This is a genomic window from Mesorhizobium sp. B2-1-3A, assembly GCF_006442655.1.
In the GTDB taxonomy this organism is placed as follows: domain Bacteria; phylum Pseudomonadota; class Alphaproteobacteria; order Rhizobiales; family Rhizobiaceae; genus Mesorhizobium.
Window position 1 is genome coordinate 736,716 of record NZ_VFWK01000002.1, and the last position, 12,144, is coordinate 748,859.

Consider the following 12,144-nt stretch of genomic DNA (forward strand, 5'->3'; position numbering starts at 1 on the left):
GCCTTTTCAATCGGCTTGCGGGAAACCGACCGGCGCGGGCGGTTGTGTGACAGGTCAGGCTATCAGCACGCGCGGCTCGAACCGGCCATTGACGGGAATGTCGAGCAGGAAAGTCATGCCGCCCTGCAGGTCGAGCAGGCGCTGCTTCTCACTCTTGCCCGACCAGGCCGACGTGACCGCCAGGCGATCGGCATTCTTGCCGACGAAGGCCGGACAGGACGGCTGCGTCACCGGCATGGCGACCGTGCGAACGAGCTTGCCGTCGGGTCCATAGGCCTCGATGACACTCCCGCCCCACACGGCATTCCACAGGATGCCGTCGCGGTCGAGCACCGAACCGTCGATATAGCCCTTGGCGGAACGGTGATCGACGAAAATCTTCGGCTCGCCCACCGGCAGGCCGGTCGCCGGATCGCAGGCGACACGCATCAGCAATCCGGTCGATGTGTCGGTATAATAGGCAAGCGCGCCGTCGGCGGAAAAGCAGATCGAATTGGAGACGGTGATATCCGAAAACAGGCGGCGCAGTTCGCCCTTGAAGAACCAGTAGATCGAGCCGGCGCCCTTTTCCTCGCCCTTGCCCATCGTGCCGGTCCACAGCGCACCGCAGGGATGGACGCGCGAATCGTTGGAGCGGGTGACCGGATTGTCGGCTTCGATCGGCGTGTGCAGCGTCATCTTGCCGGTCGCGACATCGCGGACATGAAGCCCGGTCTCGGTGGCGATCAGCTGCCGCTTGTCGTCGATGATGGCGATGGCGCTCGCCATCTGGCCGAGCTCATGGACCTTGGTCGCGCCGCCGGACAGTTGCTTCTCCAGAAGCTGGCCGTTGACGATGTCGAACCAGAACAGCGCATCGGTGGCGGGATCGTAGCTCGGTCCTTCGCCGAGTTGGCAGACATGGTCGGAAAAAACAGAAACAATCGCTTCAATCATCATGCGTCTCCGAACACCGCATCCCAGGCCGCGACGGCGGCGTGCGCACGCACTGCCACATCGTCGACGCTCATGCCGGGCTTGAACAGGCTGGAGCCGAGGCCGAAGACCGTGACCCCGACCGCCTTGTAGCCGGCAAAATCCTTTTCCGAAACGCCGCCAACCGCGCCGACCAGGGTCTGTGCCGGCAGCACCGCCCGGATCGCCGAAATGCCACCCGCCCCGAGCACGCTCGCCGGAAAGAATTTCAGGGCCGAAGCGCCCAGCCGGATCGCCTGGAAAGCCTCGGTGGGCGTGAACACGCCTGGCATCGTCACCATGCCGTGGTGCATGGCACGCGCCATCACCTCGGCATCGATGTTGGGGCTGACCAGGAGCCGCCCGCCAGCCTTGTGCAGGCCGTCGACATCAGCCGCCGTCAGAACCGTGCCGGCGCCGACCAGGGCCGACTTCGGCAGCACTTCGACAATCCTGGCGATCGAGGAGAAAGGCTCGGGCGAATTCAGCGGCACCTCGATCGCCTCGATGCCGGCGTCGAACAGCGCCTGCCCCATGGCAATCGCCTCAGTGGGCTTCAGGCCGCGCAGGATGGCGACCAGCCCGCGCTTGAGTTTCGGAAAGGCTGCGGTCTCGGTCATGCCAAGGCTCCGGTTGTGGCGATCATACCGTTCTCGCGCGCGGCCTCGATCAGGCCGGCGCGCACCGCTTCATCCGCATCGACCGTGCGGAAGGCAAGTCCTGCAAGGTCGAGTGCTGACGAATAGAGCGAAGCGAGCGCGCCGGACGCGATCAGCACGATCGGCGCATGGCCGGCGCCATAGCGGCGCTTCGCCGAGGCGATCTCGCCGCCGATCAGAAGCCCGGACAGGCAGGCCGCCGCATCTTCCGACTTCAGGTCCTGCAGGAGCCCGGCGGCACGGATGGCAAACAGCTTCGAGGTGACGTCGCCGCCCTCGCCAAGCGCCCGTTCGCACCATTGCCGGAAGAATGGGTTGTCCACCGCCACCGGAGCCGGGTGCTCGCCCAGCGAATGCTTGAGGATGGAATGCGCCGCCAGCACCGAGAACAATTCGCCTGTCGGCCAGGTGCCGAAGCCGGCGACCGCGCCATCCTCGACCACGACCCATTTCGAGTGCGTGCCCGGCATGCAGGCGAGATGTCGCCCCTTTGCCGGCAAACCAGCGCCGGCAAGCTGTGTTTCCTCACCCCGCATGACATCCGGCGCGTCAGCCAGACGCTGGGCGAGGCCCGGCACGATGCGGATGTCGCGGCGCCCGTCCTCGATGCGGGCCGCACCGCGCAGGATGGCGCCGATCGGCGCCGGCACGGACACATAGGGCGCCTCGATCCAGCCCTGGCGGGAACCGGCCATGCCGCAGATGATGACGGGCAATTTTTCCGGCGCTCCCATGGCGCCAAGGTGACCTTCGAGGACGTTGGAGAACCCCTTTTCGCGCGCCGTGATCAGGCCGTCGTCGCTGCGACGTTCGGCGAGTACCTTGCCGCTGCCGTCGATCAGCCATGCCCGAAGCCGGGTGGTGCCCCAATCGAGCGCCGCGACCGCGGGAGCGTTGCTGGCTGGGCTCACAGGAAGCCTCCGTCGACGATCAGCATTTGCGCCGTCAGCATGCGCGACGCGTCCGAGGCCAGGAACAGCACCGTGCCGACCATGTCGTCCGGGCGCATGACGTCCTTGATGCACTGCTTGGCGACATGGGCGGCAAGCGCCCCTTCGGTCACCCAGCGTTCCTGCTGCCGTTCGGTGATCACCCAGCCGGGCGCGACGGCGTTGACGCGGATACGGTCCGGTCCGAGCTTGCCGGCCAGGCCCTTTGTCAAACCGAGGATGCCCGCTTTGGCGGCGGTGTAGGCCGGCATGTCGGGGTGGTTGATGAGGTAGGATGTCGAGGTGAAATTGATGATCGAGCCGCCGCCGGCCCGTTTCATGCCCGGTGCCACCGCCTGCGCGGTGAAGAAATGAGGCCTGAGGTTGATCGCCTGGTTGTTGTCCCAGAACTCCACCGTCACGTCCTCGACGGCATGGCGCTCGTCCCACGCGGCATTGTTGATGAGCACCGTGACATCGCCATGCGCCTCGGCCGCCTTGGCCGCCGCGGCCCGCAGCGCCTCGATGTCGCGCAGGTCGGTCTTGAGGTAGAGCGGCCGCCGGCCGAACTCCTTCTCGATGCGGTCGGCAAGCAGCATGCTCGGGCCGTCGGCGATGTCGATGAAGGCGACGTTGGCGCCCTGGCGCACAAACCCCTCGGTCAGGGCCGCGCCGATCCCGGACCCGCCGCCGGTGATCAGCACCGAGGCCCCCCTGAGGTCGGCAAAATCCGCCGATGGCATCATGTCTTTTCTCTCCTCGCACATGACCCCGAAAATCGGATCGATTTTCGGAAAGGCTCATGTTCAAACCAAAACTGCCGCAGCGTCCTTTACGCGTGCTGAAGGACGCGTGGCGCTGCAGCCTGACCGGCGCGCATCCTAGCCACGCAAGTCGCGCGGGCAAGGGCGAAAAGCTGGATTTGGGGGCTTATGTCAGACAAAACGACAATGCGCCGCATTCGGCGCAATGTCGCGATGGTCGGCCGAACAGAGATCCCGGTCAGATCGCCTTGGCGCGCAATGCACCACGGAAGGAATCGCGGAGATAGCCGAGCGTGGCGTCGGCATCGACCGGCCTGCCGAACAGATAGCCCTGCCCGCCGGCACAGCCGAACTGGACCAGGCGGTCGGCCTGCGCTTCTTCTTCGATGCCTTCGGCGACCACGTCCATTCCGAGCCCCTCGCACATGGCCAGAATAGCGCGGATGATGTGTTCGGACGGCCGGTCATCGAGTATGGAGGAGACGAAGGCGCGGTCGATCTTGAGCTTGTCGAAATGGAATTCGCGCAGGCGGCCGAGCGAGGACTGGCCGGTGCCGAAATCGTCGAGCGAGACGCGGATGCCGACGCGGCGCAGATCCTCGACGATCTGCGCCGCCGAGGCCGGATCGTTCATCAGGCCGGTCTCGGTGATCTCGATCTCGAGGCGGCGCGGGTCGAAGCCGGTGCGGTCGAGGATCGCCAGTATGTGCAGGCCGGTGTTCTGGTCGACGAGCTGCGAGGGCGAAAGGTTGAAGGACAGGAACAGGTCATTCGGCCAGCTCCTGGCCGCCTCGGTCGCCTTGCGCAGCACCAGCTGCGACAACGGGCCGATGATGCCGCGTTCCTCGGCGATGGGGATGAAGACCGTCGGCGGCACCGCGCCGAGGTCGCGATCGGTCCAGCGCGCCAGCGTCTCGAAGCCGATTGTGCGACGCGTGGTGAGATCGACGATCGGCTGGAAATGCGGCTCAACCTCGCCGGCCGAGACGGCACGGCGAAGCGCCTGCTCGATGCGGGTGACGCGCTTGGCCGCCTCTTCCATCTCACGCGTGTAGACCACGACCCGGCCTCGGCCGGAGCGCTTGGCGTGGTAGAGCGCCGTTTCGGCCTTGTTGATGAGGATCTCGGTGGTCTCGTCGCCGGAATAGAACAGCGAGCAGCCGACCGAGGCCGACAGCCTGGCGGTGCGTTCGCCGACATCGTAGGGCGCCGACAGGATCTCGATCAGCATGCGGGACTTCTCCGCCGCCGCCTCCTCCGAGAACACCAGCGGATAGAGGAAGGCGAATTCGTCGGCGCCGATGCGGCAGACCGTCGAGTGGCCGTCCATCGAGGCGCGCAGCCGCATGGCGACCTGGATCAGGATGTCGTCGCCGGCCTTGTGGCCGAACAGGTCGTTGATCGGCTTGAAGCCGTCAAGGTCGAGAATGCCGACGGTAAACGGCGCGGGATCGTCGGCGCGGTCGCTGATCAGGCGATCGACCTTGTCGAAGAAGCGGCGATGATTGCCAAGCCCGGTCAACGGATCGGTGAAGGCCAGATCCGTGCTCTCCCTATTTGCCTGACCGGTGCCAAACGGAGTTTGCATCGGTGTCCCTGTTTTTGACGTCGGAATTTATTTCCGAGACTGGCAGCAAACCCTTTAGGAAACGTATCCTGAAAACCAATTTTTCGCCGCCGGCGCATGATCCCGAAAAATGGATCCGGGTTTCACCGGCGATCTTGCCCAAACAGACAGCCGGCTGCCTTCGCGAGGCCATCCGCAGAAAGCATCAGGCCATTGTTTTCACGCGGATTTTCAGCCGCTTGATTTGACGCGGTAGAGTTCAAGTGGCGTGCCACGGGTTCCCGCCACTGGCTCCAGCCAGTCCGGCACGCTGCCGCGCATCAGACCGGCCAGGAAGCCGTCCGGCGCCTTGGCCGCGAACAGCCGGCTTTCCGTGTTGCCGCGGCAGAGCGCAACAAGGCCGACATGGTGGCTTTCGACGATGGCTTTCGCGTCGGCGGCCGAGCCCAGCAAGGCATCGAACACGAGCAGGTTTCCTGCGACGTTGCGATGGTAGGGACCGGCGAAAACGCGATGACCGGTGAAGGCGAGGATCGGCGAGCCAAGATTGGAGATGGCAAGGACCGTGGTGGGCGTCATCGCGCCGAGTGCCGCGAACGAAGCCTTGCTGTTGCAGGGCGCATCGATGCTGGCGTCGCCGGCAGGTGCACCGGTCTCGAAGGCGCTCGATGCGGCTTGAGCGGCGCCCGACCAGATCGCATTGACCGAGATCAACCAGGCGGCGGCCATCCTGAGCATCGAGCCGCTGGACGGGCTGGTCTCGGCCTGCTGCCGCCATTTGGCGATCCAGGCCGAAAGCGGGATCACCGCGAAGGCAATGGAGAAGGTCGAGCCGCGTACTTCCCAGGCGCTGACCAGGACCGCGACGATCAGCAGCGCGCCGACGAGGCTGTCCTGCCGCCGCCAGCCGCCATGGCCGAGGCGAAGCGCCATCAGCACAATCGCCACCAGCGGCGTGGCAAAACGCGCCACCACCCTGGCCGGGTCATCGGAGACAAGCTGGACGATCGACTGCGCCTCCTCGATATGGCCGAGCCACATCTGCTGCAGGCGCGGGTCGAGATGGGCATAGGGCGCCGCCAGGCATTGCGGGAACAGCAGCACCACGACCAGAGCGAGCGTGACGGCAAGCAGGCCAAACGAGATCAGGCGCCGGGCAGCCGTTGCGTTCGCGGCCCTCAAGGAGGCGATCGCTGCCAAACCGGCTCCGGCAAGCCCGGTGACCGCGAATTGCACGACCGAGAATGTGTCGCACTGGGCCTGGCCCCAGGATGAAACCGGGATGGTGGTGACGAAGACAAGGGCCGAGACGCCGGCGACGCCGAGGCCGAAATCCCTTGCGATCAGCCTTTCGCCGTCGCGATTGCCGAGAAACAGCAGTGCGACGACGGCGCCGAGGGCTCCGGCATAGGGAGCGCTTTCCATGCCGATGGCCAAGGTCAATGTCGCGCAGATGCCCGCGACAAACGCCGCCGACCGGTGCGTCGGCGCCTCCAGCAGCAGGGCGAGGCTCGCCAGGGTCAGCATCAGCTGGACATTGTGATGATCGAGAGCGCCGGGCGAAAAAATACCAATGTAGTACAGGGCCGCGCCACCGACCACGGCGGCGGGCAGCACGGCGTGCGCGCCGGCGAAAGCGCGCGCGGCGCGGATGATGAAGAACATCGCGAGAAAGAATTGCAGGGCAGGCCAGACTATTTGCACGATCTGTTCGGCCAGGGCGGTGCTGCCCGTCAGGGCCGACACGGCGAGGATCGCAAGCGCCAGCGGCGCATCGAGCAGCCGCGACCAGTGCATGACGAAGCCGCCTTCCAGCCCCATCCTGTACTGGTGCAGGTCGAACCAGCCCTGGCCGGCCAGCAGATCGCGGACTTCGACCAGTTGCAGCAAGCTGTCATTGTCGCCCGCCGGATTGGCCAGTTGCGGGAACCCGGCACAGGCGTTGAGAGCCAGCAGCAGCAAGGCGGCGAGCAGCGCGAACGCGATATCGGACTTCCCCGCGGAAGTTCCCCTTGCTGTGCCCATCCCGATCGCCCTTGGCGGGAATGCCGGGCCTTTCCAGGCCAATCGACACTCATGAAGTCGGTCTTAAACCTAGCCTTAACGGCTTCAATAAATAGTAAAACCGCCTGGATGAGGCCGGTTTCCGGCGCGCGGCCGTGTGGTCGACAAGGCATTCGGAGACGAAAATGCCGCAAGACCACGAACCTGTCATCGCCGTGCTCCTGCCTTGCTACAATGAGGAGTTGACCATCGCCGAGGTGGTGCGGCGGTTCCGCGAAACGCTGCCGGCCGCCACCGTCTATGTCTATGACAACAATTCGAAGGACCTGACGGCGCTCCGCGCCCGAGCGGCAGGTGCCATCGTCGTGCGCGAGCCGCGCCAGGGCAAGGGCAATGTGGTGCGTCGCATGTTCGCCGACATCGATGCCGACATCTATCTGATGGCCGATGGCGACGGCACCTATGCGCCCGAGGACGCGCCACAGCTGATCAACACACTGCTGACCGAACGTTCCGACATGGTGGTGGGCACCAGGCGCGGCGTCTCCGACGATGCCGGACGGGCCGGCCATGCTTTCGGCAACCGTGTCTTCAACGGACTCTACAAATGGCTGTTCGGCAGCGATTTCACCGACATCTTCTCCGGCTACCGTGTCTTCACCAGGCGCTTCGTCAAGAGCTTTCCAGCGGTCTCCGGCGGCTTCGAGATCGAGACCGAAATGTCGGTACACGCCTCGCAGCTCAAATTGCCGGTCAGCGAAATCGCGCTCGACTACGGCCGCCGGCCGGCCGGGTCGTCGTCGAAACTGTCGACCTTTGGCGACGGCGCCAGGATCCTGTGGATGTTCGCCATGCTGATGAAGGAGACGCAGCCGCTGCGCTTCTTCGGCGCCTTTTCGCTGTTCTTCCTGGCCTCGAGCCTGTTCCTGATGGCGCCGGTGCTGGTCGAGTTCGCTGAAACCGGCCTCGTCCCGCGCATACCGACCTGGGTGCTGTCGGTCGGTTTGCTGCTCCTGTCCATGCTTGCGGCGGTGACCGGGCTGATCCTTGATTCGGTGTCGCGCGGGCGGGCCGAACAGAAGCGCATCTTCTATCTCTCCATGCCTTCAGGCCGTGCCGAGCGTCGCACCGGCGCGATCGCGCCCGCCGCGGCAAAGGTCGCGCCGGGCAAGACACCCCGGGCGGCCTGAGGCGGTGAGCCGCCTCGTCCGCTTCGGTTTTGCCGGCGGCATCGGTTTCGCCGCCGACGCGGCGGCGCTCTGGCTGCTGCTCACCTTCACACCGCTCGGGCCCTTCGCCGCCCGAGTGCTGTCGATAGGCTTCGCGCTCTGCGTCACCTGGCAGATCAACCGGCACCTGACCTTCGCGCCCTCGCGCCGCGGCATGGCACGAGAAGGCGCCCGCTATGGCGGCGTCGGCATCGCCACCAGCATCGTCAACTACCTCGTCTATTCCGCGATCCTGCTGGCGCTGCCGGCAGCGCCGCCGCTTGCCGCCCTCGCCATCGCCTCGCTGGCCGCCATGGCGCTGTCCTTCCTCGGTTATTCCAGGCTGGTCTTTGATCGTTGATGCATGCCTCCCGAAAGTGGCTTCCGTCTGGGACAACGACATGCATGAAGCCAATGTCTAAAGCGCGTCGCAAGGATGCGCTTTAGATCGCTGGCCCGATTGGCAGAAGGCGCCGCGACCCTTATATCGCTCTCGTCGACTGCGCTGGGGACCTGCCATGAAGTTGAAAATCGCCGTCCAGATGGACCATATCTCCGCCGTGTCGATCGCCGGCGACACGTCTTTCGCACTGTCGCTGGAAGCGCAGCGGCGCGGCCACCAATTGTTCCACTATACGCCCGACCGGCTGTCGCTGCGCGACGGCAAGGTGTTTGCCCGCATCGAGGAGATGCAGCTGCGCGATGAGAAGGGCAATCACTACTCGCTGGGCGAAAAGGTGCGCACCGATCTCTCCGAGATAGACGTCATCCTGCTGCGCCAGGATCCGCCCTTCGACATGAACTACATCACCACCACGCATATACTGGAGCGCATCCACCCGAAGACGCTGGTCGTCAACGACCCGGCCTGGGTGCGCAACAGCCCGGAAAAGATCTTCGTCACCGAGTTTGCCGACCTGATGCCGGAAACGCTGATCACCAAGGATCCGCTGGAAGTCGCCGCCTTCCGCAAGGAGTTCGGCGACATCATCGTCAAGCCGCTCTACGGCAATGGCGGCGCCGGCATCTTCCATCTGCTGGAAGCCGACCGCAACCTCGCCTCGCTGCTCGAAATGTTCGGCCAGCTGTTCCGCGAGCCCTATATCGTGCAGCGCTACCTGAAGGACGTTCGCAAGGGCGACAAGCGCATCATCCTGATCGACGGCGAGCCGGTCGGCGCCATCAACCGGGTGCCGGCCGAGCACGACTCCCGCTCCAACATGCATGTCGGCGGCCGCGCCGAGAAAACCGAGCTGACGGAACGCGAGCGCGAGATATGCGCCCGCATCGGGCCATCGCTCAGGGAACGCGGCTTCATCCTGGTCGGCATCGACGTCATCGGCGACTACATGACCGAGATCAACGTGACGTCGCCGACCGGCGTGCGCGAGGTGCAGCGTTTCGGCGGCGCCGACATTGCCAGCCTGTTCTGGGATTGCGTGGAGGAGAAGCGGCGGAAGTCGGCCGTGTAAGGTGTGTTGTTACGGAGGACTTCGGTGAGCCCAGAGAAGCATCGAAAGATGCTCTTTATCGAATAAGACTGCTGAGCAGCGGCCATCACATCAAACTCTGTCCCGGAAGCGCCGAGGCCTCAGTTTCGGGGGAAGGAGACCGATAAGTTTGGTCTGCAATTTTCGCCGTGGTGTTGCCCAGTCTTTCAGCAGAAAACCCGCATCGGGGTTCTTTTCCAGCAATGCAAAAGCCGCAGACAGTCCGATCAAGTCGACCAAGGTCCTGCGCATTGAGTGGCGGGAGATCAAATGCTCCAGTCCCGGCGCCACCTCGCACCAACGATTGGCCAGTGCCCGCCGTATCGCTCTTTCGGTATCAGGCGACATCCTACCGAGGTCAACTCCGCCACCCAGGACGCGCCCGTCCGCCCAGCCATTGCCGCCGTGAAGTCGATAACTGCCAAGAACCCGCTCGATCCTCACGGTTCCCCCAATCATGTGGGCAGCACGAGCCATATAACCATCGGCACCTATCCTAATTTCGTCCGGATCAGATGGACGCATGATTTCAAGCGGAGCTCGACGAAACATCATCCCCGATGTGGTTGACCAAAACCAACCCACAGTACCTCGATCAATAAATAACAATGTTGGGTCAGCTTCCGTATCGACATGCAGGTAACGGCTCATTTTCGGCATCGATCGCGGGTCATTCAGGTGGAATACGGGATGACCGCCAGCAAGCAGCTTGCCGGCCGCATCTATCAACACTTCATCGGAGCTCGATATCGCCGCGATACGGGTGTGACTGAGATGGGCTGTCGCATGGCATTTTATGAAGTCAGGATGCCAGGCATCGTCACCGTCAAGAAAGGAGATCAGAGGTCCGGCTGTCGCGTCGAGCCCAGTCATTATTGTTGCCAACTGCCCGCCATTTTGCGGTCGGGGCAGAAAGCGGAAACGACTGTCGCCAAGCTGGGACAGACACTCTTCAATCCTTCGGCGGGAACCGTCGGTCGAAAAATCATCGACCACCACGCACTCGAACGCAGTGTACGTCTGCGCCGCTACGGATCGGATCGCAGTGTCGATGAATGCCTCTTGATTGAAACAGCCTACGCAAACGGATATGGTTGGTAGTGCGATGTGAGAACCAGCCCCGCTTGGGAGGATGCTTTCTTCCACGAGGCGCTCCTTCGCACACCAAATTTGATCGCTGAGATACTCAGTCGATCAGATGGCGATGCTTTCTTTGCGAAATTTCTCTCTGCCGTCTTCCGTACTCATGATCGCAATTGCCGCATGTTGACTCTAAAGCACGGGTATCGCCCTCCTACCAGATTCGAGATTGTCAGAGCTATGCTGCGTCATGGCCGCAACCTCAGAAAAGGGCACCCTTCTGCGAAATCGCAACCTGCTCTTCAGGCAAGTTTGCTGTCGGACGATCCGTTCATATCCTATTCGGGAATGTCCGGTACGCCCCTCGGATTAGCAAGTCATATGCCTCTTCTTCCACGCGGCCACCGTGCCTGGTTTCTCATCTCGCCAACCTGGTCCATCGAAAACAGTTCTAGCGTCAAAACCATCCGCACCTATGCCGTTCTGCATAGACTTAGGAACCCCCGTCACTCGCTAATCTTCCTGTCCAACACGCAAGCCGAGGCTGATCTGTTGAATCAGTCCGGCGAGGCCGCCGTCCTGCACAACAAGACTTCAACAACCTCCGAATACATATTCAGGCCTCTCGATGACGTCCCTGTAGAGTTTGATGCAATCTACAATGCGCAACTGGCTCCGTGGAAGCGCCATGACTTGTCTCTTGGCATACCGCGTTGCGCATTTGTGTTTTATCGAGATTCAAGCGAGTCCTCTACGAAGGAATCGGAGAGAGCACGAATAGATCGGCACAGGGAACTCGCGCCGCATCACGTCTTTATCAACGCGTTTGACGGCACCGGCAAGCCTGTCCGATTGACATCAGCTCACGTGAACACGCATCTAAATCGTGCAGCCGTGGGACTTTGTCTCTCTGAAGTGGAGGGACCAATGTTCGCCAGCACGGAATATCTTCTCGCGGGGCTTCCTGTGGTCACCACGCCGAACCTTGGCGGCCGAGACCTTTATCTGGATGACGAGTATTCGCTTACAGTTCCACCCGATCCTCGATCCATCGCGGAGGCTGTCTTGGCGCTGAAAGAGCGACGAATCCCCCGGGCTTATATTCGTTCGCAAACTTTGAAACGAGTTGAACGAGACCGCGAGCGGTTCATAGACCTTGTAAATGAGATTTTTCTGGAAAGCGGCTCCTTGCACCGGATCGCCATGCCTTGGCCTTTCCGATACCCTGTCATGGAGTGGCTTCCACCGCAGATCGCAATCGATCGATCCCTTTCCGGTGCGGTCGATGCCTTCGTCACCGCGTAGACGGCAACAGCCTCGGATTGCCTGAGGAACTGGTCGCCCTCTCAACGCGGTTGAGAGCAAGCGGAAGCAGCCCGTTTTCATTTCGTATTAACCATGTTCCGCTTTTGCAGCCGGATACAACCTGATTGCAACCAGTACGCTTCCGTGTTCCTGTAATGTTCTTGATTTGATCAAGGAAGTGTGG

12 protein-coding genes are annotated in these 12,144 nt (G+C 62.9%); 5 read left to right on the forward strand and 7 right to left on the reverse strand.

What is annotated here, in order from left to right; genetic code table 11:
• Window positions 1-54: 54 nt before the first annotated feature.
• From FJ977_RS10090 to FJ977_RS10110, 5 genes are all read right to left on the reverse strand, one after another.
• A complete protein-coding gene (locus tag FJ977_RS10090) occupies window positions 55-936 on the reverse strand; it encodes an SMP-30/gluconolactonase/LRE family protein (protein ID WP_140770908.1) in 882 nt (293 codons plus the stop codon).
• A complete protein-coding gene (locus FJ977_RS10095; protein WP_140770910.1) occupies window positions 936-1,574 on the reverse strand; it encodes a 2-dehydro-3-deoxy-6-phosphogalactonate aldolase in 639 nt (212 codons plus the stop codon). Before FJ977_RS10095 ends, FJ977_RS10090 begins: the two co-directional genes overlap by 1 nt.
• Window positions 1,571-2,524 (reverse strand): 2-dehydro-3-deoxygalactonokinase, encoded by a 954-nt coding sequence (locus FJ977_RS10100; RefSeq protein ID WP_140770912.1) that lies wholly within the window; start codon window positions 2,522-2,524, stop codon window positions 1,571-1,573. Before FJ977_RS10100 ends, FJ977_RS10095 begins: the two co-directional genes overlap by 4 nt.
• On the reverse strand, window positions 2,521-3,288 hold the full coding sequence (locus tag FJ977_RS10105; RefSeq protein WP_140770913.1) for an SDR family oxidoreductase: 768 nt from the start codon (window positions 3,286-3,288) through the stop codon (window positions 2,521-2,523). The genes FJ977_RS10100 and FJ977_RS10105 overlap by 4 nt, the downstream gene beginning before the upstream one ends.
• Window positions 3,289-3,544: 256 nt before the next feature.
• Window positions 3,545-4,894 carry an EAL domain-containing protein gene (locus FJ977_RS10110; protein WP_140770915.1) on the reverse strand — a complete coding sequence of 450 codons (1,350 nt, stop codon included), beginning with the start codon at window positions 4,892-4,894 and terminating at the stop codon, window positions 3,545-3,547.
• A 2-nt stretch (window positions 4,895-4,896) separates the two neighbouring features.
• Here FJ977_RS10110 and FJ977_RS10115 point away from each other — a divergent pair, with 2 nt between their 5' ends.
• On the forward strand, window positions 4,897-5,121 hold the full coding sequence (locus FJ977_RS10115) for a hypothetical protein (RefSeq protein WP_140770917.1): 225 nt from the start codon (window positions 4,897-4,899) through the stop codon (window positions 5,119-5,121).
• Here the strand turns inward: FJ977_RS10115 and FJ977_RS10120 are convergent.
• Window positions 5,105-6,898, reverse strand: coding sequence for a GtrA family protein (locus tag FJ977_RS10120; RefSeq protein WP_140770919.1), 1,794 nt, complete (start codon window positions 6,896-6,898; stop codon window positions 5,105-5,107). The genes FJ977_RS10115 and FJ977_RS10120 overlap by 17 nt on opposite strands.
• Window positions 6,899-7,062: 164 nt before the next feature.
• Between FJ977_RS10120 and FJ977_RS10125 the strand changes: the two genes are divergently transcribed.
• The 3 genes from FJ977_RS10125 (at window position 7,063) to gshB (ending at window position 9,557) form a co-directional block, all read left to right on the forward strand.
• Window positions 7,063-8,067, forward strand: a complete 1,005-nt coding sequence (locus tag FJ977_RS10125) for a glycosyltransferase (protein ID WP_140770921.1) — start codon at window positions 7,063-7,065, stop codon at window positions 8,065-8,067.
• 4 nt (window positions 8,068-8,071) lie between these two features.
• Complete coding sequence (locus FJ977_RS10130; protein ID WP_140770922.1) at window positions 8,072-8,446, forward strand: GtrA family protein; 375 nt, start codon at window positions 8,072-8,074, stop codon at window positions 8,444-8,446.
• Window positions 8,447-8,603: 157 nt separating this feature from the next.
• On the forward strand, window positions 8,604-9,557 hold the full coding sequence (gshB, locus tag FJ977_RS10135; protein ID WP_140770924.1) for a glutathione synthase: 954 nt from the start codon (window positions 8,604-8,606) through the stop codon (window positions 9,555-9,557).
• A 90-nt stretch (window positions 9,558-9,647) separates the two neighbouring features.
• Here the strand turns inward: gshB and FJ977_RS10140 are convergent, their stop codons facing one another.
• A complete protein-coding gene (locus FJ977_RS10140; RefSeq protein WP_181179735.1) occupies window positions 9,648-10,721 on the reverse strand; it encodes a glycosyltransferase in 1,074 nt (357 codons plus the stop codon).
• 174 nt (window positions 10,722-10,895) lie between these two features.
• Between FJ977_RS10140 and FJ977_RS10145 the strand changes: the two genes are divergently transcribed.
• Entirely contained in the window at window positions 10,896-11,960 is a 1,065-nt protein-coding gene (locus FJ977_RS10145) for a glycosyltransferase (protein WP_140770928.1), read from the forward strand.
• Window positions 11,961-12,144: the final 184 nt, after the last annotated feature.

Excerpts from the sequence above, each read along its gene's own strand:
- FJ977_RS10090 (WP_140770908.1), bottom strand. The coding sequence starts at position 936 with ATGATTGAAGCGATTGTTTCTGTTTTTTCCGACCATGTCTGCCAACTC.
- FJ977_RS10095 (WP_140770910.1), bottom strand. The coding sequence starts at position 1,574 with ATGACCGAGACCGCAGCCTTTCCGAAACTCAAGCGCGGGCTGGTCGCC.
- FJ977_RS10105 (WP_140770913.1), bottom strand. The coding sequence starts at position 3,288 with ATGATGCCATCGGCGGATTTTGCCGACCTCAGGGGGGCCTCGGTGCTG.
- FJ977_RS10110 (WP_140770915.1), bottom strand. The coding sequence starts at position 4,894 with ATGCAAACTCCGTTTGGCACCGGTCAGGCAAATAGGGAGAGCACGGAT.
- FJ977_RS10120 (WP_140770919.1), bottom strand. The coding sequence starts at position 6,898 with ATGGGCACAGCAAGGGGAACTTCCGCGGGGAAGTCCGATATCGCGTTC.
- FJ977_RS10125 (WP_140770921.1), top strand. The coding sequence starts at position 7,063 with ATGCCGCAAGACCACGAACCTGTCATCGCCGTGCTCCTGCCTTGCTAC.
- gshB (WP_140770924.1), top strand. The coding sequence starts at position 8,604 with ATGAAGTTGAAAATCGCCGTCCAGATGGACCATATCTCCGCCGTGTCG.
- FJ977_RS10145 (WP_140770928.1), top strand. The coding sequence starts at position 10,896 with ATGCTGCGTCATGGCCGCAACCTCAGAAAAGGGCACCCTTCTGCGAAA.